Genomic DNA, 24,115 nt, shown 5'->3' with positions numbered 1-24,115 from the left:
GATTCAAAAAAGCCAACTTTCTACCAAAAAATTAAGGAAAGCTAAAAGGAGTGCGGACATAACTCCTCCCTAACCTTTTCTTTCACTAATATCATCCTAATAAGCAGCAGCGGGACAGGGGTGGTTCCCACAATACCTAACCCATCTGTCTCGGTCTTCAAGCAGCTATACATCAACTATTCACTTTGCAGCTGCGGTTTTCTTTTTCGCCGCCTCCACCACTTCAAAATACTCCGCTTTTGAGCTTTTTTTAACATTTGCGGCAAATCTTGTTTAGTAGCGGGCGTATCCTTATTTATTTCATTTAGCTTCAATACTGCATAAATCCGCTGAGCATCTAAACGATCTAAAACAAAGCCAGCATGGTTCACTATGGATAAAACGTTAAAAATCCAAGCCAGTATCGTACCATCATCTCTATATTTAGAGACGTTTGGATCTCTCTTCAGCAGCTCTAGCAACTGTTTATAACCGCTATCTAAATAATCCATATATTCATCTAGCGTTTGAAATAGCTCCGTCTCAAATAGTTCTACTCTACTGTGATTAAATAGCGTGGCTTCCAGCCATCTACGGCTTTTTTCCGCCCGCTCGCTGCTTTTTAAGAAAAACAGGTGATAGTCTTCTTCATTTGAAGCCAGATACCGCTCCAACAAGTTCAATACCATCATCATTTGCTTGATGCTCAAGGGTTCTATATTAGCAAACTCCAGCTTCTTTCCATAGATACTTTTAAACGCATCAATCAGATTTTTCGACATTTGTCGATGCTCAATCTGAATCAAACAATAGACTTGCTCCAAAAAATATGGAGTCCAGGCAATATCTGCAAAGGCATCCTCATAGATGATTGCTGCAATTTTTTGACTCTCATTCTCTCGAATCATATTTTGTAGCTTTTCCAAGTAGTAGTCAACAACCTTTAGATATTCTAGTTTTTCCATTGAAATTCCTTCTTCTATCACTTTCCCCTGCTCCTTATTTACTCATGGTTCTTTTTTACCACTGCATATATTCTGAGGAGGTATAACTACCAAGATTGTCCTCTGGTCTTTTCAGCATGCTACCGCCCTGTGACTCAATAACCTCGACTACTTTATGATTTTTGACCAACATCTGCTGTCCTCTGTGACTATTACCGATAATTATTTCGTAATACCCATCTACCATAGCAGAAAAATCAATCGCCTTAATCAAGACCTTGTAATATTCTTCAACATTTTGCTCTCTTTCATCTAAGTCGCTGCCCTCTTTATAAGGATGCTGAATTGGAATTACCGCTGAGACAGTCTGTGAGGTCATTAACTGTTCAATAGTTAACGCTGCATAACCATCAAATACAGCTTTTTCCTTATCAGAAGACGCTCCATTTTCTTTTGCCCATGCCTCAACCTCTGATGAAATTGACTCCGTCTTCATGGAAAAATATGGGGAATCATATGCCGTACGAATTTCATTTTCTTCCAGCGGCGTATCAATACCTAGCGTATCTGCCAAATCACACAATACAATAGCTTTTTCTACTGCTTCACTAAATGTGCTTAAAAATCTTTGTCCAGCCTCCGAGTGCGCCGGAACTTGTAAAATTGTTGGAACTGAATTTTTATAAGTAGTCAGCGTACTGTCGGTCAATTCCCATTCTGATTGGGCGTTTTCGCGGTTTAATACGCCTTTGCCATAGACATCCACGGCTTCTTGTGTCAACACATAATCCAGCTGTATATAATCCTCAGAACCATAGGATTTAATGACTTTAACCGTACCTGCTGTACCTGCTTCCGCCAGCTTTGCTTCAATGACCTCTTGATAGACTTCATGCTTGTTATTGCTTGTCTGAATGACCATCAGCAGCCGGACGCCCGCAGTCAGACTTACAGCTAAAACTGGAAGCAACAGCCCATAGACAACTGACTTTATTTCAATTTTTTTTGCTTCAGCTTCATTATTTTCACTAGCAGGATAATTTGAAATGCTCCAGCCAAGTGCAGCTACAAAAATACTAGCCACACATACTCCCAAGGTGCCCGGCGCAAAAAATGCGGTAAATGGGAATAATGATGAATAGCCCATTGTCAGCCAGACAGCTACCAGCAGGAGTAAAGCTGCTAAATACCCACTAATCAGAAACTGCAGTCTGACAGATTTTCTGCTGAATTTTATCAGAAATACAACAGCAACAATCCCATTCAGAACAAATGCTAAAAGATAGGCTAGATAAACATATCCCATAATTACAAAAGAATAAATTAGACCATAAGGAAGTCCTTCATCCATCCCTGAAACATCAAAACTCAGCAGTCCATAAATAAATGTTGCCAGAAAAATAAGCAGCGGCAGCAGCACGATGCTTTTTATCACCTTTTTAAACTTCATACAACCTTTTCCTCCTTAATTATTTCTCCTTTTATTCCAGATTTAACTATACCGTAAACTGACTGTAAAAAGAATAGCTGATTTTAACGGCTTAAATCTATGAGATGCACTGTTTCAGCCATTCATACTTTGCAACTTGCTCGAAGGCTTCTCCTGTCTTTAAATGCTAACGGTTTTCCATCAGAAATCAGCGGTTTTTTCACTTCACAAACTACAATACATAGTAAAATTTTTACAGCCTTCCGACAATAGTCTATAATAAAAATAACATTGAGTTAAAGTAGGAGTGATAAAATGGACAAAGAAAAAAATCGCTGGATACGATTTTTAGGTGGGAAAAGTCTAATTTTTACTTTGGCAGCACTTTGTTTGCTGGCAATAACAATCTTTTTATTTCACACAGTTTCCTTTATTTTTAAACCGCTTTGGGTTATTTTTATTTCAGTATTGGCACCGGGTATTTTTGCTGTTATCATTTATTACTTATTAAATCCCCTTGTGCGGCTGCTCGAGAAAAAAATTCCCCGAGTATGGGCAATTGCCGGTTTATATATTTTGATTCTGCTGCTGCTGTTTTTAGGCGGACTACAGGTTTTTCCGATTATTCAGAAGCAGACAGAGGACTTAATCGAACAATTCCCTTCCATTTTGAATGATTTCCAAAAAACAACCGAATCATTAATTGCTAAGACACCGTTTGCTGATGAATTTAGTCAGGCTACAGAGTCCTTGGAGAATCTCTGGAGCAAGATAAGTAACGTTGCCGGGGATTATATCGAAAAAGGAGCACAAGGGCTGGGAAGCGTCTTTTCTGCCGTCTCTGCAACTTTTCTAACTATGTTTACCGGACCAATTATCGCGTTCTTCCTATTGAAGGATAAAGAGAAATTTTATGCTTCGATTAAACGGATGATTCCTCCTGCCTTTCGTGCTGACTTTGATGAATACAGTCAGATTGTTAATATTCAAATTGGCGACTATTTAAAAGGACAGATTATTGCGTCGATCGTTTTAGGAGTTATGTACTGGCCGTCCTTTCTTTTAATTGGCCTGCAGTTTTCCAGTGTTTTGGCTTTAGCCGCTGGTATCCTCTGTATTATTCCATATATTGGTCCTTTTATTGCCTTTGTTCCTGGACTAATCATTGCCTTTCAGGACTCTACCTTTATGGTTGTCAAGTTTGTTATCGTCTGGTTTGTCATTCAGCTGATTCACGGTGATTTAGTTATTCCTAGAGTGATGGGGGACAAATTAAAAATCCATCCTATTACAATTTTACTTGTTTTGTTAGTTATGGGTGAGCTGCTTGGACTGGTAGGGGTTATTTTCGGAATCCCTCTGTATTGTTTGATAAAAGTCACTGTTACCTATCTTTTCCGTAAGTTCAAACAACGCTATAACCGGTTTTATGGGGAAAAAGGGAAGTATGAACATACAGAATTTACTAAAGATGACTATTTGAAGTAAAAAAGACCAGCGAATACAGGATTAATCGTTCGACATCAAGTTGTGTTGATGAGACAAAAAATGAATAAGAGTGCAGAACTTGGAATAAAAAAACAGAGAATCTCTGGTTTTTGTTCCAAGTTCTTTTTTGAAAAGGACAACAAAGCGAATGATTTAGAGTTTTAGTCGATTTCATTTCATCCATTGGCTATCCCTTTTTCTAAAGACTCAAAAAAATTGTTGGCGGTTTTTTATTTTAGAAATACCTATTCAGTCAAATTTCAATCGCCAATTTAAAACAAAACTGGGAATCAGCCCTAATCAATATCGGAAATCCTTTTATTAGCATTTCCTTGAATGATTGATTAGTATTTTGATTCTAGTAATATTACCAGTTCCGTAACTAATTATAGCCCGTTTATTTCCTTGATTCTCAGCTAATACTATTGAAAAACAATACTATCCTACTTTATTAAATAATTGAAAAAAAAAACAGACCTTCCATTTTCATGAAAGGTCTGTTTAAACTTGTAAAATTATTCTCAGCCGGAATGACCAACGATTACTCCACCGTAATAGCCGAAGCCAACTCTTGTCATGCCTGGGTTCATTTCCCAATCACGGTGACCTGAACCAGAAGCACTTACCATATTTTCTTCATTATACCAAGCATTAATAACTATAGCTCCAGGAGCAAATCCCATTGCAATCACTTCATCTCCACGAGACCAATGATCAGAAGGAATTCCACCAGTTGCACTAATTAATGATGCACGAGCTGAAGCAGTTCCTGCCAAACCAGCATCCCAGCTAACGGGATTCAAGCCATTTGCTACACGTTTAGCGTTAAGAGCCATGAACGTTGCATCACCTGACTCAACAATCCCTCCGCCAGTGTTACCACTATTGTTTGATTCATTACCTGTATTAGTAGAACCACCTGTATTTGGTACTTCAATACTTGGCGCTGTTTCTGAAGAATCTGTACTACTTTGTGCTGTTTCTGAGCTTGCGGTGCTACTTGCTGCAGAGCTTTCAGCAGTTGCTGCGGCTGTTTTTTCAGCTTTTGCTTTTTCAGCTGCTTCTTTTTGAGCTGCTGCAATACGAGCTTGTTCAGCTTCTGCCGCTGATTTTTGTTGTTGTAAATCAGCTTTTGTTCCTTCAGCTGTTGCTTGTTCCAACTCTAAAGAGGTTCTTAAAACGTTCAGACTTGATTGTTTTGTAGCAAAGTCCGCTCTTTTTGTATCCAGCTCTGCTTTGCTTACTTCAAGCTCTTGCAGTTTCTGTTCATTTTCAGCTTCTTTATCTACTACAGCTTGCTTATCTGCTTTTTGCTGGTTGATTAAGTCATTATTTGCACTAACGATTGTTGTAAAAGCGTGAACACGGCCAATCGCATCAGAGATTGATTCTGCATTCAATACGGCATCAATAAATGTTGTACTTTGACCATTCACTTGTACATCACGTGCTTGATTTTTGATTGCTGCTTCACGTTTTTCAATACGCTGATTTAATGTTTCAATATCCTTTTTCAACTGATCTGATTTGCTTTGCAGTGTTGTCTGCTCTTCTAATAACTCTGAGCTTTTGTTAATAATATCTGCAATATCAGCTTCCAAAGAAGAAACTTGAGATGCTAAATCTGATTGCTGAGCCTTTAAATCTGAAATCTCTTTATCTTTTTGTTCAATCTTCTGATCAATATTCTCTGCTGACGCTGTACTTGGAGCAACTGCTACAGTAAGTGTTAATGAACATACTAATAATGATGCAAATATACGTTTCTTCACTCTTAATTCCTCCGACTGATTTATTCCACAATTTCCTCTATATTAAAATCTTAATTTTTCCTTATGACGAATTGATTCTAACACATTCATATTTCATTTCAAACATAGAAATATTACAAGAATATTTCAGATTAGCTACATTAGGCAACCAATAGTTCCGTTTCTTATAATATGTTTTTTATTTTTTACAAAATAATAGTAAATCAATTAGCGCTACCCTACTACCTTAAATGAACTTATAGAAAAAAACAAAAAAAGAATTTTCTGCTTTTGTTTTTTTAAGGCTTTTTCAGCAACTTTTTTTTATTTCTTCTTGTTTAAAAAAGATTAAAAGCTCTTTCTTTTTACGAACATATGTTTTATAGTAGATAAAAAAGTTTTAAAGGAGCTGCTCATGAAAACATCCCTAACGCTGCAGATGGAAGAGGTGCTTTATTATTATTGCCGGGAAAATGGCGATATTGTTGTCGAAGAGGTTACTATGCCGGAGGATCAGGGTATTGTCGATACATTGAGCTGCCGTTTGCTGGCTGACAACAAGTTTGAATGGCGTTGTTATGAGCTAAAGGTTAGTAAAGCCGACTTTCGTTCCAATGCTAAGCTTTCCTTTGCAGGAAACTATAATTATTTTGTTCTTCCTGAGGCACTGGCTGAAAAAGTAAAAGAAGAGATTCCCGCTCATATCGGCCTAATGGTCTACCATCAATATCTTTCACCAGATTCTCAGACATTGCCCGGCTACTTTACAATTGAAAAAAAGCCTCAGCGTCAAGAACTGATGGTTAATGAACAAGCATTGATTTTTCGCCTGATTGGTGCCCAAGCCAGAGAAGTAGGAAAAGCAAAACAAACCGCTCGGGGATTACGTGTTTTTTCCACAGACCAGCTTTATAAAGAGCTAAAAAAAAGGCAGCCTGAATATGATTTATTTGGCGGCGGTATCAATTTTTACGACCGATTCATCGAAGATGTCAATGAACAGGCGGTCGAGGCATTGAAGGAAGAGCTGGAAGCAACTAGAGCGGCTTACTTTGAGTTGGAAAAGCGTTTATTGGAGGAGAGCTGATGTACTATCCCTATTTTAGAGGAAAGCAGTTTGATTTACTGGCTTTGACCGCTCTTTTGGAAAATGATTTATTATCCCGAAAAATTCTGCCGATTATCGAACCAGTGAAGAATTCCAACGCACTGAAAAAATTTATTGCTCTAGCTCAACAAAAGAATTATCTATTCTACCTTATTCAAAATCCGCTGAGCGGTGATTTCCTCACAGAGGAAGGGCTGCGGCAGCTTCAAGCTGCTTCGAGCGAAAAAGCATTAATTATTGAACAGCCGATAGAAACCATTGAAGTAGTCCCTCCTCTGCTAATTGTTCATGAAGCCCAGCCTGTTATGATTAGCGACTGGCAAGAGGGGCGATATAAAGTTGTTGTTCCTGAAGAATTCCGTCTTCTGAATAAAGTTCAAGGAGAAAAGATCCTATCTCAGGATGGCTTTACTCGACTTCCAAAAACGTTTTTTTATCAGGAATGCCCAGATGAGCTATTTTCAACAACTCATCTTACATTTCATAAAAAAGGATTTTTGGGATTCAGCGATTTCTCTATCGACAGCCGAATTTACTACGAGCATAGCTATCCCTCAAAAATTTTAAGCCTCCATCTTGTCTATTTTGAGCAGAATATCCTGCGTATCCACCATTTTCTTTCCAGCGAAGAGGCTCCTTCTCAAAAAGAAAAATTCTTCGAGCTAATGGAGGAAGTGACCCGCTGGCTGACGATCTTATGCGGTTCTCAGGTAACTGCGGGCTTGCAGCTATTACTGAAGACCGCTGCAAAAAATAAATTTCCCGGGATGGGAGTCATGCGTAAGGCTGCTGTCATGCACCATATGGAGCTAATGTCACGCTACTTGGATTAAAAAAACGTGTCTATCCTAGTTAGGAACCAACAGACACCCTTGAAGAGTCGTTCAAGGGTGTCTGCTTGGCTGCTCTTTAAAAGCCTAACCATTCTAAAAATGTATGTTCTTCCTTTTCATCATTATCAAAGTCAATCAATGCATCACGCTCATCGTGTTCTTTGAAGTTATTTACTATATAACTTTTAATCTCTTCTTTGTTTAGTTCTTTTTCTGCTGCTTGAGACACTAACCCTAAACATGTGATTGCTCCAAGTATTCCTACCATTACTTTTGTTCTCATCATTTTCTTTTTCCCCTTATCTTTTGTTTTGTTTTTTTGATTACTCCTATTTAAAAAATGGAATTTTTTTCTTTGCTTGTTCTTTCAGTAGCGCAAATAGTTCCGTCATTACAGATTCTGCCTGCCACATATCAACCGAAGAATCCTCTGCAATAAAGCTGATAATCGCTTTCATGTTTTTACTTGATGTTCGTGTAATATTGCTTCCGCAATACCGTTCGTAGCTTTTAATTACAGCTTCACTGGTTTGCGGATCAACTTGGCTTCTTTCAGCGACTGTGTTAATTGTTTGTGTATGATTCATCATTTTTCCTCCTATTCACAAGACCGACTGCCTGTCGTTTTTTGAGATATTTTTCACCTCAACATATGCTGAGGTGATGCAAAAGAATAATTTGCTGTTCTCCATAGACCGTCTGTCGGTTTATTTATATTTTCATAATACACCTCTCTTTTATTTTTGTCAACAAAAAATTTATTTTTTTTACTGCCTGCTTTTATTTATATTTTAGAAGCAGCCGTTACTAATTTAATCTCATCCCTTACCTAAAAAAAACAGACAGGTTCACTATCAGAATGATTGGAATTTATTTTCAATCCCAGACATTTAATCACCTAAACGCAAAGAAAAAACTCATAAAAAATGAGTTTTTTCATAACAGCTTATTTAACTAGCCGCCGATAATTTGCGCAAATCCATTACTTAGGTCGGCATTTTGTGTTGGTGTGAAATAAATTAGGTTTTCGTTATTCCCTTGATTTTGCATAGTCACCAGAGCAACCGGCTGACCATTATAGATGGCAAACAGGTATAAATGTCTTTCCATAGCACTTGTAGTATGAACATCTGAGTAAATAGCCACAACATTGTAAACATTGCTTGCAGAACCGTCAGTAGACCACTGTACACTGGCTGGAGCGCCGTTTACAGCAATATTCCCAGCCGCAAACGTACTAGGGAATTTAACTCCATAGTAGTCCAGTTCAGAAGATGGGGAATATTCTATATACGCCTGTCCCATTGTTTGACCCCAGCTTATCATGAATGCGCCTAGAGCACTGCTCTTTTGTGCATTCCATAATGAATTAGCTGCAGGAGCTGCTTCTTTCGAAGGATCTGTTTCTTCTTTTTTCTCTGCTTCTTTGCTTTCTTCAGTAGAGTTCTTTTCTTTTTCTGCCTGCTTACTTTCCTCGGTAGCTTTCCGTTTCTTCGTTTCTTCCCGTTCAGCTTTTACTTCTTTACTGATTTTATCCGTTAGATTAGTTCCATATTGCTTCAAAGCGGTTGAACCACCTCGTGTTTCTTTTAGTTTTGTCAGCTTTTTGAGTGCCTGAGCGTACTCTTTGTCTTCTGTTAAGGCAAGCGCCTCTTGATACAGCTCGGCCTGTGATATGAGCTGATTGGCCTCTCTATCATCAGTCTTATATTCTAATGCCAATTGAAAAGAAGCTACTGCTTTGCTGATTTCTTTATCAACAATTGCTTGTTTTCCATCATCTATTGCTGCTTCGTATTTCTCACTCTGTTCCTTACTTATACTACTGGATGTGGTTGTTTCATCTGTAGTATTTTTTTTACCTCCATTTGAGCAGGCTGTCAGCCCCATTAGCAAACACAAGCTTAACCCCATTATCACTTTTTTCATTTTATTTCCTCCTAAAAACTCCTCGTTCTATTCTTCTATTATTGATTAAAACTGCTGCTAAAACAATGAAAACTTTGACAGTCACTTTAAAACCATACAAATACCTCTTGAGCGGTATTATACGCTATCCCTTATGTTCTATCCGCAAAATCGTTTTTTATACCTCAATAATTTATTACCATAAGATAATTTTCACAACTTCAGTCAATCATTAAATCAATAAAGACTTGTCCATTCTCTGTGCGCTCTTTATTATAAACATGACGTCCGGCCAAAGCTTTTAGCTTTTGAATATTTGCCAGGTCGTCCCCTGTTGACAGCTCTAGCTTCATCACTGAAGTATTATTGTTGTCCTCAATTACTTCGGAAACAAATGCACCATATTTATCCAGAATATCCTCTAAGGGGTATTGATGGTCTTCTGCTTCTCCTAATTCTTCTTCCAGCTCAAACGACATTGACAATACAAAACTACCCTTGTCTACTAAATCATCTTCTCCTAAAAAGCGATAAACTCCTGGTTCCATCCACTCATACACCAATGGATAATTATATTTCTTTCTACTTATTAGTTGAATATTCTTCATACGCCATTACTCCCTTTTTAGTTGCTCCTTTTCTACTATAATAAGCTAAAATCAATCGAAATAATAGCAGGTTTTATGAAAAATACAACAGGAGGAATGAGGATGGGACAGAAGTGCTAAACTTTGAAAAATTCGGCTGATTTCCGAAAACTTCAACTCTTAGTGCTTTTAGCGCTTAGAAGTTGATGCTATCGGAACGAATTGCAGTATGTTGCTTCTGTCCCACTGTTTATTCGGATGTTAGAGAAGTCCGAGTTTGGACATTTAGTTATATCTCAAACTCTTTGTCCTCCTACTACATGGAGAACTCTTAGAAAGCTTCCGAAACTGATTTACTACCTACTCAATCTATTCAAAAACTATTTACTTTTTTAAACATATTTTAATAAAATTTGTAAGAAAGAATCCTTCTTTTGTCAGTATATTTTTGTCATAATAAAAACAGCCCTTTATCTCCAGTTAGCACTATCCTATTGCTCAATTCATGCTTTTAACCGGCAGCATAACCTCAAAAATCTGCTGCTCCTTGCTAGCTGTTGCTACCTCATCCTGCCACATCAATTCCCAAATATCTCCATTGATAACTAGATTCTGTTCATTTAAGTATTTTTTGAAGCGTTCAGAAAAATTTACCAGATGATGGATATCATCTCTGACAAAACCCGAAACATAGTAGCCAGCCGGCTTTTCAATAACCAGATTATTTGGATATACTTTCCGCCTTTCTTCGGGAATTCTGATTAAAGCCCGATAAGGAGAGGAGTGAATATCCCGTTGCTCAAAGGCACTTCCTTCAGTCAAAAAACCTATGGGGTATCCGCTAAAAATATCTCTGGACTGAATCAGGGAATAAAAATGAGAATAGACCTGAAACGCCGATGGTTCATCTGTGTGGTCAATCATATCAGAGACAACATAATATTCCTTCTCCCGATAATCATAAGTCAGCACCTCAAAATCCACTGATCGAATTTTTTCATAGCGGTGAATATACTCATCCAGTACTCCTTCAATCTGCTTAAGATTCGTGATTCGTTCTCTCACCTTTTCCCGTTGAACGCCTAGTTCTTTTAACGTATATTCAGGATTTCTCTGCTTCAGAAAAGCAGCTATGTCTTCTAATGACATATTGAGTGCCTTCAAAATGAGAATAACATCCAGTTCTGCGTACTGATCAAAGCTATAATAACGGTAGCCATTATCACCTGTTTTTTTCGGTTTAAATAAATCTATCTGATCATAGTAAATCAATGTTCGTCGGCTTACTCCAGCATATTCAGCCATTTCGCTAACTGATAAATATTTTTTCAAAAAATCATCTCCAAAGGGTTGACTGTAACGTTACGTTACAGTTTATTCTAACATGGTATGTCGATTTTAGGAGGAAAAATAATGAAACAATTCAAGCTGTTTTCTAAGAACTATTCCAGCATGATTTTCGGAGTGGTTATTTTAATGACGCTGCAGTCTTTTGGAACACTTCTGGTTCCCCATTTTGTAGCAAGTATTATCGATGACGGAATACTGGTACAAAATAAACAAGCCATCCTTCAATATGGCGGATGGATGCTTTTAGCGGCATTGCTGACAGGGATTCTTTCCATCCTAACCAGTTATTATTCTGCTCATCTGGCCGGTAAATTTGGTCATTTTTTACGAGAAAAGCTTTTCAGAAAAACTCAAGAGCTATCGATTACAGATGTTGAGGAATTTGGTACGCCGACATTATTAGCAAGAAGCACCAGTGACATCAATAATATTCAGCAGATACTGATGATGACACTTCAAATGATTTTGCCGGCACCTTTAATTGTTCTAGCTTCTATTATCTTAACTGGAGCTGTTTCACCTCGAATGATTTGGATTCCTCTCCTTGCTATTTTATTGTTTTCGATTGTTGCCGGCGTTGTCATAAAAAAAGCAATTCCGCTGGCCGCAATTATGCAGAGGAATGTGGATAAAATGATGCGTATTCTTCGTGAAATGTATACTGGTGTGAAAGTAATTAGAGCATTTGATACACCAGAGCACGAGAAAAAGCGGACAGATCAAGCTTTCACTACCTATTCTCAGGTCATGATTAAGGTCAATCGCCTTTTTGCCGTTCTTAATCCAATGGTTAACCTGACCATGGGCTTATCAATGACAGCTATTCTATTTTTCGGCGGTTTTTTAAGTGGTGAGGGACAGATTCCGGTCGGAAGCATTACCGCGATTATAGAATACACAACCTTAAGTTTATGGTTTCTGACGATGGCCGCAATGGTTATTGTGATGATTCCAAAAGCCCTGACTTCCCTGCATAGGATTGAAGAGATTCTGTATAAAGAAAATGAAATCGAAGATGGTTCAGAAACATTTAAACCAGCAAAAACCACACTGGTAGCAAGTTTTAGGCAAGCAGATTTTGCCTATACGGGGGCAGAAGAACCTGTCTTAAAGGATATTAGCTTTGATATTCATCGGGAGCAGGTTACAGCTATTGTTGGCGGAACTGGATCAGGAAAAAGCACTATTGCCAAAGCGCTGTTACGATTTAAGGATGTTACGAAAGGCACCGTTGAATTTTTGGATACAGATATCCGCAGCGTAACACAACAGGAGCTGAGAGAGAGAATCAGTTATGTTCCGCAAAAGGCACTGCTTTTCAGTGGTACAATCATGGATAACTTTTTATTTGGAAACCCACAGGCTACGCCAGAGCAAATCAAACAGACTGCTGAAGTTGCACAGGCGAAAGCCTTTATTGAAGGATTACCTAATCAATACCAGTCATTTGTTGCTCAAAAAGGGAGCAATTTCTCTGGGGGACAGAAACAACGTTTAAGTATTGCCAGAGCCTTAATTAAACCAGCAGATTTATATTTTTTTGACGATAGCTTTTCCGCATTGGACTATCAAACAGATGCCAAACTGCGGTCTGCGTTAAAAACTTTTCTAAAAGATGCAGCTGTAGTTATTGTGGCCCAGCGAATTGCTACAATCAAAGACGCTGATCAGATTATCGTTCTGGATGAAGGCCGGATTGTCGGACGCGGAAGTCATGACGAGCTTCTCAGCAGCTGTAAAACTTATCAGGAATTCGCTGTATCACAAGGAATAGGAGGGAATGGACATGACGCAAAAACAAGCTAAAGAAACTATCGATTCACCAAAAGAACTAAAACAAACCAGTCGGCGTTTACTCCAGCTGTTAATTATCCAAAAGAAAAAATTTATCTTAATCATTTTTTCAGCCTTCTGCTTTTCAGCCTTAATGGCAGTCACCCCTCTGATTGTCGGCTGGGGCTTAGATAATTTGATTCTTTTAATCAAGTCCAACCGCTTTACACTAGAAAATATGTTAACTAATATCAAGTTGCCCATTATCCTGTTATTTGTCAGCTGGGGAATGATTAGTCTCTTCTCTCTGCTTCAGGAGTATACAATGGCTAGTGTGAGCGAAACCTTGACTCTTACACTACGTAAACAAGTTACTGCCAAACTAAATAGGCTGCCGATCGGTTTCTATGATCAGCATAAGACCGGTGATATTCTCAGCCGAACCATTCTAGATCTGGACAAAGTCTCTGAGGTGCTGCAGGTCGGTTTGATGCAGTTAATCACAGCTGTCATCAGCATTTTATTTGGTGTTGTCACTATGTTGATACTCAGTCCATTACTGACTATTGGCATTTTGATTATTCTCGTGCTCAGCAGCTATATAACAAAAAAACTAGCCATGCACAATCAAGTCTATTTTGCAGCCAATCAACAGGCTCTTGGAGATGTCGGAGCTAAAGCGGAGGAATATTACTCTGGTAATTTAGTTATCAAAGCGTATAACCGTCAAGAAGAAGTAGAGCAGGAAATGACTGCGCTGAATGATCAGCAGTTTGAAGCGTTTAAGCGAGCCCAGTTTGTTAGTTTTGCAATCAATCCGCTCATCCGTTTCATTAATCAGATTGGCTTTGTTATTAGTGCAGTTGTTGGCGGCTTTTTAGTCATCAGCGGTCAGCTTTCCATTGGCTTGATTCAAGCCTACCTGCAATATATTAATCAAGTCTCTGAACCGATTACTCAAGCTTCGTATATCATCAATACTTTACAAAGTGCCCTAGCTGCTATGGAAAGGATTTTTGAAATACTCGACGCTGCAGAAGAAGTAGAAACGACTCAGCCGCTGCCTGTTCCTGCAACACTAAAAGGAGAAGTAGCTTTCCATAAGGTTGCCTTCGGCTATACATCGGAAAATCAGCTAATGACGGATGTCAATTTTACTGTAAAACCAAAACAGACTGTAGCTATTGTGGGCCCGACTGGAGCTGGAAAAACAACGATGATTAATCTATTAATGCGTTTTTATCCATTAAGCGGCGGACAAATCACTGTGGACGAAATGGATACCTCTCAATTCGCAGCCGCTGATATTCGTAGAAAATTTGGGATGGTTCTTCAGGACACTTGGCTATTCCAAGGATCAATCGCTGAAAACATTGCTTACGGCAAGCAAGAGGCGACTATGCCGGAAATTATTACAGCAGCTAAGGCTGCTCAATGTGATCATTTCATCCGAACGCTGCCTGATGGCTACAAAACAATTATCTCTTCGGAAGGAAGCGAGATTTCCCAAGGGCAGCAGCAGCTTTTGACTATTGCACGAGCCATTCTGGCTAATCCTGATATCCTTATTCTGGATGAGGCAACGTCCAGTGTTGACACACGAACAGAAAAATTGATACAGCAAGCAATGGATCATCTAACCGAAAACCGTACCAGCTTTGTCATTGCTCATCGTTTATCTACCATCAAAAATGCAGATTTAATCCTCGTAATGAAGGATGGTGCTATTATTGAACAAGGCAATCATCAGCTGCTGCTGGCGCAGAAAAGCTTTTATGCAGATTTATACAACAGTCAATTTGCTCCAACCTAATAATCATCAGGCTGTTAAGAAAAGCCCAAGAGTACAAGCATAGCTAAATTCGTTAGAAATCATTTTTCTCACACGATTTAAGCAGTCGAGCTACTATCTGAGTAAAAATAAGAGCTTTATAAAACGGTTTATATATCTTTATAAGGAAAAAAACTTTATCTTTTGAAAACATCCGAAACTCTTGCAGTTTTGGATGTTTTTTTTGAAAAAAGACTTTTTCAAAAACTTTTTAAAGATATCTCTTTTTTTTGTTTAACATTTATATCAAAAAAATGGCAAATAGTTTGTTATACTTACGGAAAAATAAATAAATAAAAATATAACAAAAATATATTTTTGTTATATTTTTTAGTTTTTTTAAAAATAATAAACTTTTTTGAATGTTTCAGAAATATATTATGAACTATGAAAATGATAAACTTCTACTAGGGAAAGTTTATCATCCTCTCTAAAGATTGGGTTTTAACTATTTTTTATAAAGGAGGGAAATCTATGTATTTATTAGAATAGTCAGATAACTACGTTCATCAAAAGAAAGGAAGAACCACTATGAAAAAGCTGGGTTTTGCAAAGCTGGGATTGATAGCCAGTCTGCTATTTTCAGCAGGTTATCTTTTCTGGCTGGCATCATTAATTTTGTCTCCCTCTATCAAATCAACCGCAGCTTCCGAAACACAAACTGGAAAAACAACAGATGCTCCCCTAACACTTCGATACGAACGGGCTGAGGTAGGAAAAGAAGTCAGCTTCTATGAACTGCTCAGATTAGCTCCAGAAACGATTAAGCTTGAAGATGAACGTGACCAGCTGTTGAAGGCGGATAAACCACAAAAACGCTATGTCTTTTATAAACAAATGGCAAAAAACGGCAATTACGAGAAGCATATGGCTGTCATCACCTTCATTGATAGAACACCCCCCGACTTAACTTTTAAAAATCTTACGATTCCACATGGCACTCCATTTGATCCTTTGTCAGAGCTTTCAGTAACAGACAATGTTGATGGCGACCTTAAGGAAAAGGTGGTCGTAAAAGGTAAAGTAAACACTTCAAGTGCAGGCTCGTATACACTAACCTATAGCGTAACTGACAGCAGCAGCAATCACATCGCTAAGGACCGAACCATCATTGTGGCTGATGAGATTATCATAGCCGAATCCCCTCCCCCAGAAGAGCCCGCCATCCCACTCGACGAACCTATCCCTGAAACACCGCCAGCAGAAATCAGTCAAGCTCCCATTGCAGAAGAAGAAATCCCAACCATATCTACCCCGCCGGCAGAACCTACTCAACCGCCAGCGCCAGTTTACAGTGCCAATACACTGAATTTTCTTGGCGTTCCAATTCCTTATCAAAATGGCGGAACAGGCAGCGGTCAGGCAATTATCGACGGCAACCCTTATGGCACTGCTTCAACTTGGGGCGGAGCAGCCGTTCAATCAGGGGTAGATGGTCAAAATACTCACTTTATTGGACACAATCCAGGAATATTTGCTTCTGTTTTAAGCTTAAGCACAGGCAGTGTTATCACAGTAACAGATAGTGCCGGGACTTCGACAGACTATGTTGTCCAGTCAATTCTGACCGTAGATGATTATGGAAACGACTTAGCTTCTGGCGCAAACCATTGGGACTTAACAGTTGGAACCGGCGGCGGTGAGCGAATCACTCTTCAAACCTGTATCACACCGGACATAAATTTAATGGTATTAGCATATGCATAAACTATAGAGAAGGAAAAGGTATTCAGTAATGAACGTCCAGCAAACACTTAAAAATGACACTTCGCAAATTAAATAAAAGGCTGTAGCATCGATATACCGATATGCTGCAGCCTTTTAATAATCAACACAAGCAAAAATTTTCAGCCGTTATTCATCACGAATTCTTCATGTGTTTCTCACTTTATAAAATAATTTATCCATTTATCTTTTCTTTTACATAAGCAAAGCTGCTCATCGCTGCTCCCTCTCGTCATTTTTCAAATACACAGGAATATAAGCTCTTTGTGTACTGTCAAGCACCAGCTTTTGCAGATACTGGAAGAGCATCAACAGCCAGACAAATGCAATCAGAAAAGCCACAAATTCAAAAGCTGTTAATGAAAAATAATGAACAACCTGAAAAAGAACAACTGTAGCAACCAGAAATCCCATAATAACATAAGAAGTTATTTGAAATTCTTTGGTAACCTTGGGCAGCAGCCAGTACATCCCTATAATTAAGATAATAATCAGGTACACCAGATTAGCAGCCACCTGATTATGAATGACTGCTGAAATCGAATGCTCTTTGTATGGAAAAGCCCCTACTCCACCTAAATTAAGGGCTGTAAGAATCAATAGCCAGCGTAAAATCGACAACCGCAAACCACCGTATCTTTGCTTTAGATTAACAAAAAGATAGTCGATTAATGCAATCATCAGAACAGCAGACAGAATCAGCGTCAGATTAAACTGCCATCTGCTAGTCGCCTCCATCGTTCCAAGAAAACTAAAATTATGCTGCCACCACTGCTTTTCCCGATTTGTCAGCATAGCGCCTAAAACGCCGCCGACAATCACTACGGTTAAAATATTAGTCAAAAGCATCGGCGACAACTCCATCACTATATATATCATCAGGTAATTCACCATAGCCATAATTAAAAAGAAGAACAGTGTAGAGGTAAATAAATCAAAAGCAATCCCAGGAAACATATAGCCTAGAAGTTTAAACAGAAAGAGTGAGCCTAAAAATAGAATAATCGAAAAAGAAATCACAATTGCAGGAAAATTTCGCCAATATAAGTTTTTAGCCTGTGAAACAATTCGGCCTTTTTTTATTCCTATAAATGAAAAAACCAGAGTGGCGATTCCAGTAAGCACTCCTACTGTACTTACCAGCTCCCCGATAGAAAGACGGCCTACCAAGGGAACATATTTGTATTCTTTAAAATAGAAAAACAGGAAAAAAACAAGAGTAGCCAATAATGTTGGCAGTATAAATCCTCGTAAGGATATCGTTTGTCCGGCAGCAGTCTTCTCCTTTTTTCGAATTATCACTTTGCCGTTAGCCACATCTAAATCAATTTCTGTTTTTTTATTAAACTCCAGCTGCTCAATAATTTCCTGAGGAACCTGAAATTCCGCTTCTTTATCCATATACCCCTGTCCCCTTTACTTTAGCTTTCAACATCTGCCGCTAGACACATTATACCACCTGCTCAGCGAGCAGCTCCAAACAATCCCTGCCTTTTTGACAACAGATGTTGAACATCTATAGGATACAGCTTCTGTGAAAAATCAGCAAATAATCTCTCCACTATTCTTCGTTATTTTATTTAGCTGAACCGGCTTCAGGCTCACGACTTCCTTTCCAGTACAGTTTCCGCTTATTTGCTAACTGTTTTCTTTGAGATTTTTTATAAGAGTACGTATAATTTTCAGCATAGAGGAGGTTTTTTTATGTGTACGAGTATTACTTTATCTAACCAGCTGACAACATACCTGGCCAGAACAATGGATTTTGGTTTTGAACTAGACGGCCATCCAGTTGTTATCCCGAGAAACTATCTCTTTACAACAGATCTAGGTGAACATCTGACATTTCCATTAGGCTTTGTCGGTACAGGGAGAAAGCTGGATTCCTATCTATTTGCTGATGGTGTTAATGAGCAGGGGCTGGCAATTGCCGAATTATATTTTCCCGGCGAGGCTTCCTATGTGGAAACGGCTGGACCTGGCAAGCTCTCTTTGGCTCCCCATGAGTTCATCATGTGGGCCCTCGGCAATATCAGCAGTATCACTGAACTTAGAACAAGAATCGCTGAGGTTGCGATTATCAATGCCAAAAACCAACTGCTAAACGTTATTTTACCCCTACACTTTATCGTAACAGATGCTTCCGGTGAATCAATTATTATCGAAACTCATGATCAAGCATTGACGATTAAAAACAATCCAGTGGGGGTCATGACTAATAGTCCCCGTTTTGAGTGGCAGCTGCAGAATTTAAACAATTATCTGTTTTTACAGCCTGAAAATTATCTGCCAAAAACATTTGGCAATTTTTCAGCAGCTCCTTTTGGTCAAGGCTCTGGAACTTATGGCCTGCCTGGCGGCTATACTTCTCCTGAACGCTTTGTTCGCGCAGCTTATTTGAAAAACAATATTTCCCATACCGAAACAACAGATGGTGCACTCTCTGCTATTTTCCACGTTTTAGATAATGTCACCATTCCTAAAGGCGTGAATATTAAAGATGACGGAGCTATGGATTATACGCAATATCGTGCTGCATTCGATACTAAAAATAAGCTGTATTATTTTAACCCGTATCATACTCCTGAGACTTTTTCCATTCAGTTGACTGAGCCCCTCTTAAACAGTGAAAGCCCTATCGCATACACTATACCGGAAGATTTCAAAACTACCCCGCTAAAATAGAAAAAGCGTGAGTAGGACATACCAGCTTTGAACTGCGACGAGTAATCGCAGGAGCACTCACACAGCACTTAACTGCGACGAGTAACCGTAGGAGCAAGACCTTCGGAAATAGGAAAAGTTGTTTTTGTCTCACCGTTTATTCGGATTTAGGTATACTAAAAATCTGGAAATTTATTTATGTCTCGGCCTCCATTTTTATTTCAAGTATTTTTCCAGACCTTCGGCAGCTTAAACAGCTGCTCTTTTTCCAGTTGTTTTCCCATATGAAGAAGCAGGTCTTCCCGGCCCTTTGATGCAATAAATTGAATGCCGAGGGGCAGCCCATTTTCAGTTACGTAAGTAGGCAGGCTAATTGCTGGCTGACCGGTCATATTTGCTATTTGAGTATACGGTGACAGCGCAAGACTCTTTTCAAACATCTCATAGATCAATTCTTTCAACTCAGCCTCAGTTAGTTCTTCTGCGTGACGCAATGTTTCACGTTGGGCATCACTTTGAAGCTCCTGATCAATTTCAGGCGCAGAATAGGCAGTAGTTGGCGTCAGCAGCAAATCATACTGAGTAAATAACTCCTCCATCTTAACTGCTGCATGATCCCATAGATTAAGAGCATGAATGTATTTTTTTACAGGTATCTGTTCCCCATATTGATAAAGTCCCCAGGTTATCAGCTCCACATCATCTGCTGTGAGCTTTCTTTTAAGCTTCTGCTGCATGCCGTCAAACATTGCAGAGGTTTCCGCCCCGTTCATCAGGTAGTAGCTTTCGATTAGACTGACGCCATCAACAGGATAGACTACTTCAGTCAAATCGTGCCCCAACTGATTTAACTCATTAAACATTTGTTTTAACGCCTGCTGCGCATCCTTAGATACTTCCGTTCCCACAGGAGATTCAGCTATATAAGCAATTTTCAGCGGTCTATCGATTGTATGAGACTGCCATTCTGCAAGCGGCGGCTGATAGGGCGCTGCTTTTTGAATTCCTCTCATACCGTAGAAAAGCTTTTCTGTATCCCGCATAGAAACAGTCAGTGCAAAGTCAATGGCTGCTCCTTGCCAGCCCCGCCAACCGTTTGGCCCTGTCGGCATCGCACCTCTGGTGGGCTTAAGACCAATCAAACCAGTAAAGGCTGCTGGAATTCGAATCGAGCCGCCTCCATCGCTTGCTCCGGCAATTGGAAAAAGCCCGCTGGCAACGACTGCCGCTGCTCCACCGCTGGACCCTCCAGGAGAATAGTCCAGATTCCACGGATTTCTGGCTGGACCATAGAGTACTGGATCTGTAATGTTTTTAAAGCCGAATTCTGGAGAATTGGTTTGCCCGGCAGCAATAAAGCCAAGCTGTTCTAGCTTTTTCACATAATTTGATGTACGCTTTGAACGAGCATCCGAAAATAAATGTGAGCCGAAAGTCGCTTTCCAGCCGGCTTTCTCTTGTCCTAGCATTTTTAAGGGGAAGGGCATGCCGGAAAAAGGCAATTGTTCATCTATAGAGAAGTCTTTGACCTCTTTACTAATTGCTTCAAAATCCCATTCAACCAATCCGTTAACTGCTGGGTTCAGTTTTTGAACCTGTTGATCCAGCTCTTTATAGTACTCCGATAAACTGATTTCTTTTTGTTTAAACTTCTCAACCCAATATACCGCATCTTTCATTTTTCTATTTCTCCTTTCGAAAGGTTTATTTTCACAGCTTTTTAAACTAGATATTTTTTTAGTGCTTTAGGAATAGCAAAGGCATGTGTCTGCTCTTTGAAAAGCAGCTTGAAGCGTTCAGCTTTCTCATAACCTGTCTCCATTGCCAATAATTCATAATAGCCTTCCAGCATCGCCAGAAATTCCTCATTAACTTGAGAACGATGGGCGCTGATAGCCTTAAGCTTCAGTGCATAATAGTCTGTAATATCCAAAATTGTGTTATCGTTCTCTGTAAAATATTTTCCTAATATTCGCGGTGAAAAAGCAGTGTCATACATTTTTTTCTGACCAAAAGGATAGGTCTTTTGCCCTGCTCTGAAAAAGGCTGTATCTACAGCAGCGCCTACTCGTAAATGAGCTGGATGTATTTCATCCTCCAGCTTGCCGTCAACTGAAAAAACAGCATCTGGACGGTATTTCCTGATAACTTCGACTAAATCCTGTACAATCTCATCTATCGTTCCCAGCTGTTCATTAGAATAGCCTAAACTACCTAAATAGGTTTGATTCAGTATTTTTGCCGCTTCCTGTGCTTCTTTGGCTCTAATGCCGCTGATAATCTCTGGGGCAGTATCACCACCTCCGCCATCTCCTTTTGTAACGGTTAGTGAATAAACTGGTATCTCTTTTTTTCTTAAATAGGCAATCAGTCCCCCTGCACCAATCTCATTATCATCAGGATGAGGCTGGATAAACAAGGCACTTTTAATATCATCAATTTCTGGATATTTCATTTTCTTCACTCCTCAATAAGTCAATCGCTTCCTCTACCCATTCCAACGCAGCACGGTATTGACCTTCGCCAAACTTCGCCGACAGCATCCAGTATTTTTCCCTCTTGGCCGTTTCTTCCGTCTTATTGCTGGATTGGATGGATTGATAAATCGCTCCATATGACGAAAGATCCTGCAGACATTTTTCACGAAATGCCACTAACATAGCCAGAGCTTCTTCATTTGTTGTTTCTCCCGCTAAAAGTACACGCATCAAAAATCCATTTCGCACATCGAAAGCCTTTTCAATATCTGGTTTGGGAACTGAGAGCCAGCGATTCAATTCTTCTCTTCCAGCATCAGTTATTGAATATAGCCGTTTATTTGGCTTTTCTTCTTGAACCACCCGTTGACTCTCCAGCCAGCCCTTTGCTTCCATTGCTGTAAGCTCTCGGTAAATCTGACTCGTCTGAGCCTTCCACACAAAAGAAAGCGACCGTTTAAATGAACGATCCAACTCATAGCCTGTCATCGCTCCAGCATTTAATAAACCCAATAGTCCATGTTTTAACGACATAGTATATCACCCTCACGCTTTATATTCCACAAATGGAATATACAACAAATCAAATAAGATTACAAACAGAAATTGCTATGTTGCAAACCTTCAATGTAAAAATAAGTTAAAAAATTAAAATAACTCCTGCCCCAATTTATTGGAATGCAGGAGTTTAAGTTATTTTAAGAGAACATCACTTATTCGACAACCTCATAAATATCAGACAAGGCTTGTCTTTTCTTTACTGGAATATCTTGTGCACGATAGCCAAATCCAGCCATATATGATACGCCAAATGTATCAAGATTAACTATATTCTGACTGGATAGATACTGTTCCACAGCTTCTTTATTGAATCCTTCGATTGGGCAGCTGTCAATATCAAGAAATGCAGCGGTTGTCATCATATTTGCCATAGTAATATAGGTCTGCTTTGATGCCCAGTCAAACAACGACCGCTCATCTGTCAGTTGAAAGTCATTTTTTTGAAACTGATTGAAAAAGACTGTTTGAGGGGCAGTTTCAGAATACGGTACGCCAAACACATCTTCTACCATATGCTTCACATGTGTACTATTGCCGGTTAGATTCTTTCTGGCTAACACAATTAGAAAATGGCTGGCTCCCTTTAAGCTGTTTTGAGCTCCCCAGGCAATCTCATTTAACCCATCTTTGACTGCTTCATTTTCAATCAATAGGAATTTCCATGGCTCATAACCAAATGAACTTGGCGATAGACGTCCCGCTTCTAAAATAACCGCCCAATCCTCCGCTGAAATCTTTTTTTCGGAATCAAAAGCTTTTGTTGCAAAGCGGCGCTTATGTACAGACAAAATTTGATTACGCAATTCTTCCTTGTTGGCATTCATATAAATTCTCCTCTTCTGTTGGTATAGATATTACGGCTGCCAGAAATAGCAGCTTCGCCGATTTTTCTGTTCATCACTTGAACCTCTATATCATACGCAACATTATTTTCAATGTAAATTAGGGAATTTTTTTATACCTCCAATTAAAAAAATTACTCAAATAATTTTCAGTGTAAACGTGCTGAGCGGACCGGTTTCCCAAAGCTCTTTATTTTTTAAATATTGCTGTCCGTAATCTACTATCCAGCCATGAAAGTTCTGAGCTGCCTCACTTGTATATGTTTCCGACCACGGAATCATATTCTGCAGCTTCTGATAATTTAAGTGCTCTTCAATCCCAAGACACTGAAAAAGACGCTGCGCATATTTATCCGCAATAAATGCTGATTTTTTAAAGACATAAACCAATAAAACATCTGCTGTTTCGTACCCAATTCCTTTTATTTCCAACAGCAGCTTCCGCAGCTTCGAAGAATCAATAGCCGCAACAGCTTCTAAATCAAAATTATATGCTTTCAACCATTTTAGCAGCCGTTTAATGGTCTGCGATTTATTTTTATAAAAACCACTTGGGCGAATAAGTTTCTCCAACTCCTGATCCTCCAGCAGCAAAATCTTTTCAGGTAAAAAGCCCACTTCTGACTGGATGTTCTGGAGTGAATAATCAACATTGCGCCAGTTAGTATTTTGGACAAGAATTGCGCCAATCATAATTTCCCATAAATTGTCCGTATTCCACCATTTTTTATCATCCATAACTTCCTTTAAAGCTTCATATAGTTCATCAATATTCGCAATCATGTTTCTTCCCTCCAATCAAAAACGCCGATTTTCACGTTATTCGGTTTTAAGGGACTGAGGCAAACTTATGGCACAATCCCTG

General features: G+C 39.1%; 21 protein-coding genes. 7 read left to right on the top strand and 14 right to left on the bottom strand.

All coding sequences use genetic code 11. From position 1 onward, the window contains the following. Positions 1-176: 176 nt before the first annotated feature. Positions 177-944, bottom strand: coding sequence for a hypothetical protein (locus tag ACPWSO_RS12570; protein ID WP_426083873.1), 768 nt, complete (start codon positions 942-944; stop codon positions 177-179). Between the two features lie 55 nt (positions 945-999). Then, entirely contained in the window at positions 1,000-2,373 is a 1,374-nt protein-coding gene (locus ACPWSO_RS12565) for a hypothetical protein (RefSeq protein ID WP_426083871.1), read from the bottom strand. A 294-nt stretch (positions 2,374-2,667) separates the two neighbouring features. On the opposite strand from ACPWSO_RS12565, the gene ACPWSO_RS12560 reads away from it, so the two are divergent. After that, entirely contained in the window at positions 2,668-3,840 is a 1,173-nt protein-coding gene (locus ACPWSO_RS12560; RefSeq protein ID WP_426083869.1) for an AI-2E family transporter, read from the top strand. 521 nt (positions 3,841-4,361) lie between these two features. Here the strand turns inward: ACPWSO_RS12560 and ACPWSO_RS12555 are convergent. Next, positions 4,362-5,612 carry a coiled-coil domain-containing protein gene (locus ACPWSO_RS12555; RefSeq protein WP_426083867.1) on the bottom strand — a complete coding sequence of 417 codons (1,251 nt, stop codon included), beginning with the start codon at positions 5,610-5,612 and terminating at the stop codon, positions 4,362-4,364. A 394-nt stretch (positions 5,613-6,006) separates the two neighbouring features. On the opposite strand from ACPWSO_RS12555, the gene ACPWSO_RS12550 reads away from it, so the two are divergent. Next, on the top strand, positions 6,007-6,678 hold the full coding sequence (locus ACPWSO_RS12550) for a hypothetical protein (protein ID WP_426083865.1): 672 nt from the start codon (positions 6,007-6,009) through the stop codon (positions 6,676-6,678). Next, positions 6,678-7,532: a sce7725 family protein gene (locus ACPWSO_RS12545; protein WP_426083863.1), complete on the top strand. Its 855-nt coding sequence runs from the start codon at positions 6,678-6,680 to the stop codon at positions 7,530-7,532. The genes ACPWSO_RS12550 and ACPWSO_RS12545 overlap by 1 nt, the downstream gene beginning before the upstream one ends. A gap of 76 nt (positions 7,533-7,608) precedes the next feature. Here the strand turns inward: ACPWSO_RS12545 and ACPWSO_RS12540 are convergent, their stop codons facing one another. From ACPWSO_RS12540 to ACPWSO_RS12520, 5 genes are all read right to left on the bottom strand, one after another. Then, the gene (locus tag ACPWSO_RS12540; RefSeq protein WP_426083861.1) at positions 7,609-7,818 is read right to left on the bottom strand and encodes a hypothetical protein; all 210 of its coding nucleotides are present in this window, start codon (positions 7,816-7,818) and stop codon (positions 7,609-7,611) included. Positions 7,819-7,861: 43 nt separating this feature from the next. Continuing rightward, a complete protein-coding gene (locus ACPWSO_RS12535; RefSeq protein WP_426083859.1) occupies positions 7,862-8,119 on the bottom strand; it encodes a hypothetical protein in 258 nt (85 codons plus the stop codon). A 367-nt stretch (positions 8,120-8,486) separates the two neighbouring features. Next, positions 8,487-9,461 (bottom strand): DUF4767 domain-containing protein, encoded by a 975-nt coding sequence (locus ACPWSO_RS12530; protein ID WP_426083857.1) that lies wholly within the window; start codon positions 9,459-9,461, stop codon positions 8,487-8,489. Positions 9,462-9,661: 200 nt separating this feature from the next. Beyond that, a complete protein-coding gene (locus ACPWSO_RS12525; RefSeq protein ID WP_426083855.1) occupies positions 9,662-10,048 on the bottom strand; it encodes a hypothetical protein in 387 nt (128 codons plus the stop codon). A 477-nt stretch (positions 10,049-10,525) separates the two neighbouring features. Beyond that, positions 10,526-11,359 (bottom strand): MerR family transcriptional regulator, encoded by an 834-nt coding sequence (locus ACPWSO_RS12520; protein WP_426083853.1) that lies wholly within the window; start codon positions 11,357-11,359, stop codon positions 10,526-10,528. Between the two features lie 81 nt (positions 11,360-11,440). Between ACPWSO_RS12520 and ACPWSO_RS12515 the strand changes: the two genes are divergently transcribed. From ACPWSO_RS12515 to ACPWSO_RS12505, 3 genes are all read left to right on the top strand, one after another. Further along, on the top strand, positions 11,441-13,183 hold the full coding sequence (locus ACPWSO_RS12515; protein WP_426083851.1) for an ABC transporter ATP-binding protein: 1,743 nt from the start codon (positions 11,441-11,443) through the stop codon (positions 13,181-13,183). Beyond that, entirely contained in the window at positions 13,158-14,963 is a 1,806-nt protein-coding gene (locus ACPWSO_RS12510) for an ABC transporter ATP-binding protein (RefSeq protein WP_426083849.1), read from the top strand. Before ACPWSO_RS12515 ends, ACPWSO_RS12510 begins: the two co-directional genes overlap by 26 nt. A gap of 549 nt (positions 14,964-15,512) precedes the next feature. Beyond that, positions 15,513-16,688: an immunoglobulin-like domain-containing protein gene (locus tag ACPWSO_RS12505; RefSeq protein WP_426083847.1), complete on the top strand. Its 1,176-nt coding sequence runs from the start codon at positions 15,513-15,515 to the stop codon at positions 16,686-16,688. A gap of 231 nt (positions 16,689-16,919) precedes the next feature. Here ACPWSO_RS12505 and ACPWSO_RS12500 read toward each other — a convergent pair whose 3' ends face one another. After that, on the bottom strand, positions 16,920-18,107 hold the full coding sequence (locus ACPWSO_RS12500; protein WP_426083845.1) for a DUF998 domain-containing protein: 1,188 nt from the start codon (positions 18,105-18,107) through the stop codon (positions 16,920-16,922). Between the two features lie 303 nt (positions 18,108-18,410). On the opposite strand from ACPWSO_RS12500, the gene ACPWSO_RS12495 reads away from it, so the two are divergent. Further along, the gene (locus ACPWSO_RS12495; RefSeq protein WP_426083843.1) at positions 18,411-19,391 is read left to right on the top strand and encodes a choloylglycine hydrolase family protein; all 981 of its coding nucleotides are present in this window, start codon (positions 18,411-18,413) and stop codon (positions 19,389-19,391) included. Positions 19,392-19,591: 200 nt separating this feature from the next. Here ACPWSO_RS12495 and ACPWSO_RS12490 read toward each other — a convergent pair whose 3' ends face one another. The 5 genes from ACPWSO_RS12490 to ACPWSO_RS12470 all read right to left on the bottom strand — a co-directional run bounded on the left by ACPWSO_RS12490 (position 19,592) and on the right by ACPWSO_RS12470 (position 24,033). After that, complete coding sequence (locus ACPWSO_RS12490) at positions 19,592-21,049, bottom strand: amidase (protein WP_426083841.1); 1,458 nt, start codon at positions 21,047-21,049, stop codon at positions 19,592-19,594. Between the two features lie 41 nt (positions 21,050-21,090). Continuing rightward, on the bottom strand, positions 21,091-21,825 hold the full coding sequence (locus ACPWSO_RS12485) for a PIG-L deacetylase family protein (protein ID WP_426083839.1): 735 nt from the start codon (positions 21,823-21,825) through the stop codon (positions 21,091-21,093). Beyond that, a complete protein-coding gene (locus ACPWSO_RS12480; RefSeq protein ID WP_426083837.1) occupies positions 21,806-22,381 on the bottom strand; it encodes a PadR family transcriptional regulator in 576 nt (191 codons plus the stop codon). The genes ACPWSO_RS12485 and ACPWSO_RS12480 overlap by 20 nt, the downstream gene beginning before the upstream one ends. Before the next feature lie 179 nt (positions 22,382-22,560). Continuing rightward, positions 22,561-23,232 carry an NAD(P)H-dependent oxidoreductase gene (locus ACPWSO_RS12475; protein ID WP_426083835.1) on the bottom strand — a complete coding sequence of 224 codons (672 nt, stop codon included), beginning with the start codon at positions 23,230-23,232 and terminating at the stop codon, positions 22,561-22,563. Positions 23,233-23,388: 156 nt separating this feature from the next. Beyond that, positions 23,389-24,033 carry an endonuclease III domain-containing protein gene (locus ACPWSO_RS12470; protein WP_426083833.1) on the bottom strand — a complete coding sequence of 215 codons (645 nt, stop codon included), beginning with the start codon at positions 24,031-24,033 and terminating at the stop codon, positions 23,389-23,391. Between the last annotated feature and the right edge of the window lie 82 nt (positions 24,034-24,115).

It is taken from the genome of Enterococcus sp. LJL51 (assembly GCF_049894025.1).
In the GTDB taxonomy this organism is placed as follows: Bacteria; Bacillota; Bacilli; order Lactobacillales; family Enterococcaceae; genus Enterococcus_L.
Note: the sequence above shows the minus strand (reverse complement) of the source record. Positions and strands in the feature narration are given on the sequence as shown.

Bases quoted from the DNA above. Each gene is read 5' to 3' on its own strand.
- ACPWSO_RS12560 (WP_426083869.1), top strand. From the start codon at position 2,668: ATGGACAAAGAAAAAAATCGCTGGATACGATTTTTAGGTGGGAAAAGT.
- ACPWSO_RS12480 (WP_426083837.1), bottom strand. From the start codon at position 22,381: ATGTCGTTAAAACATGGACTATTGGGTTTATTAAATGCTGGAGCGATG.
- ACPWSO_RS12490 (WP_426083841.1), bottom strand. From the start codon at position 21,049: ATGAAAGATGCGGTATATTGGGTTGAGAAGTTTAAACAAAAAGAAATC.
- ACPWSO_RS12565 (WP_426083871.1), bottom strand. From the start codon at position 2,373: ATGAAGTTTAAAAAGGTGATAAAAAGCATCGTGCTGCTGCCGCTGCTT.
- ACPWSO_RS12545 (WP_426083863.1), top strand. From the start codon at position 6,678: ATGTACTATCCCTATTTTAGAGGAAAGCAGTTTGATTTACTGGCTTTG.
- ACPWSO_RS12515 (WP_426083851.1), top strand. From the start codon at position 11,441: ATGAAACAATTCAAGCTGTTTTCTAAGAACTATTCCAGCATGATTTTC.
- ACPWSO_RS12505 (WP_426083847.1), top strand. From the start codon at position 15,513: ATGAAAAAGCTGGGTTTTGCAAAGCTGGGATTGATAGCCAGTCTGCTA.
- ACPWSO_RS12550 (WP_426083865.1), top strand. From the start codon at position 6,007: ATGAAAACATCCCTAACGCTGCAGATGGAAGAGGTGCTTTATTATTAT.
- ACPWSO_RS12525 (WP_426083855.1), bottom strand. From the start codon at position 10,048: ATGAAGAATATTCAACTAATAAGTAGAAAGAAATATAATTATCCATTG.
- ACPWSO_RS12470 (WP_426083833.1), bottom strand. From the start codon at position 24,033: ATGATTGCGAATATTGATGAACTATATGAAGCTTTAAAGGAAGTTATG.
- ACPWSO_RS12495 (WP_426083843.1), top strand. From the start codon at position 18,411: ATGTGTACGAGTATTACTTTATCTAACCAGCTGACAACATACCTGGCC.
- ACPWSO_RS12530 (WP_426083857.1), bottom strand. From the start codon at position 9,461: ATGAAAAAAGTGATAATGGGGTTAAGCTTGTGTTTGCTAATGGGGCTG.
- ACPWSO_RS12570 (WP_426083873.1), bottom strand. From the start codon at position 944: ATGGAAAAACTAGAATATCTAAAGGTTGTTGACTACTACTTGGAAAAG.
- ACPWSO_RS12500 (WP_426083845.1), bottom strand. From the start codon at position 18,107: ATGGATAAAGAAGCGGAATTTCAGGTTCCTCAGGAAATTATTGAGCAG.
- ACPWSO_RS12535 (WP_426083859.1), bottom strand. From the start codon at position 8,119: ATGAATCATACACAAACAATTAACACAGTCGCTGAAAGAAGCCAAGTT.
- ACPWSO_RS12540 (WP_426083861.1), bottom strand. From the start codon at position 7,818: ATGATGAGAACAAAAGTAATGGTAGGAATACTTGGAGCAATCACATGT.
- ACPWSO_RS12475 (WP_426083835.1), bottom strand. From the start codon at position 23,232: ATGAATGCCAACAAGGAAGAATTGCGTAATCAAATTTTGTCTGTACAT.
- ACPWSO_RS12485 (WP_426083839.1), bottom strand. From the start codon at position 21,825: ATGAAATATCCAGAAATTGATGATATTAAAAGTGCCTTGTTTATCCAG.
- ACPWSO_RS12510 (WP_426083849.1), top strand. From the start codon at position 13,158: ATGGACATGACGCAAAAACAAGCTAAAGAAACTATCGATTCACCAAAA.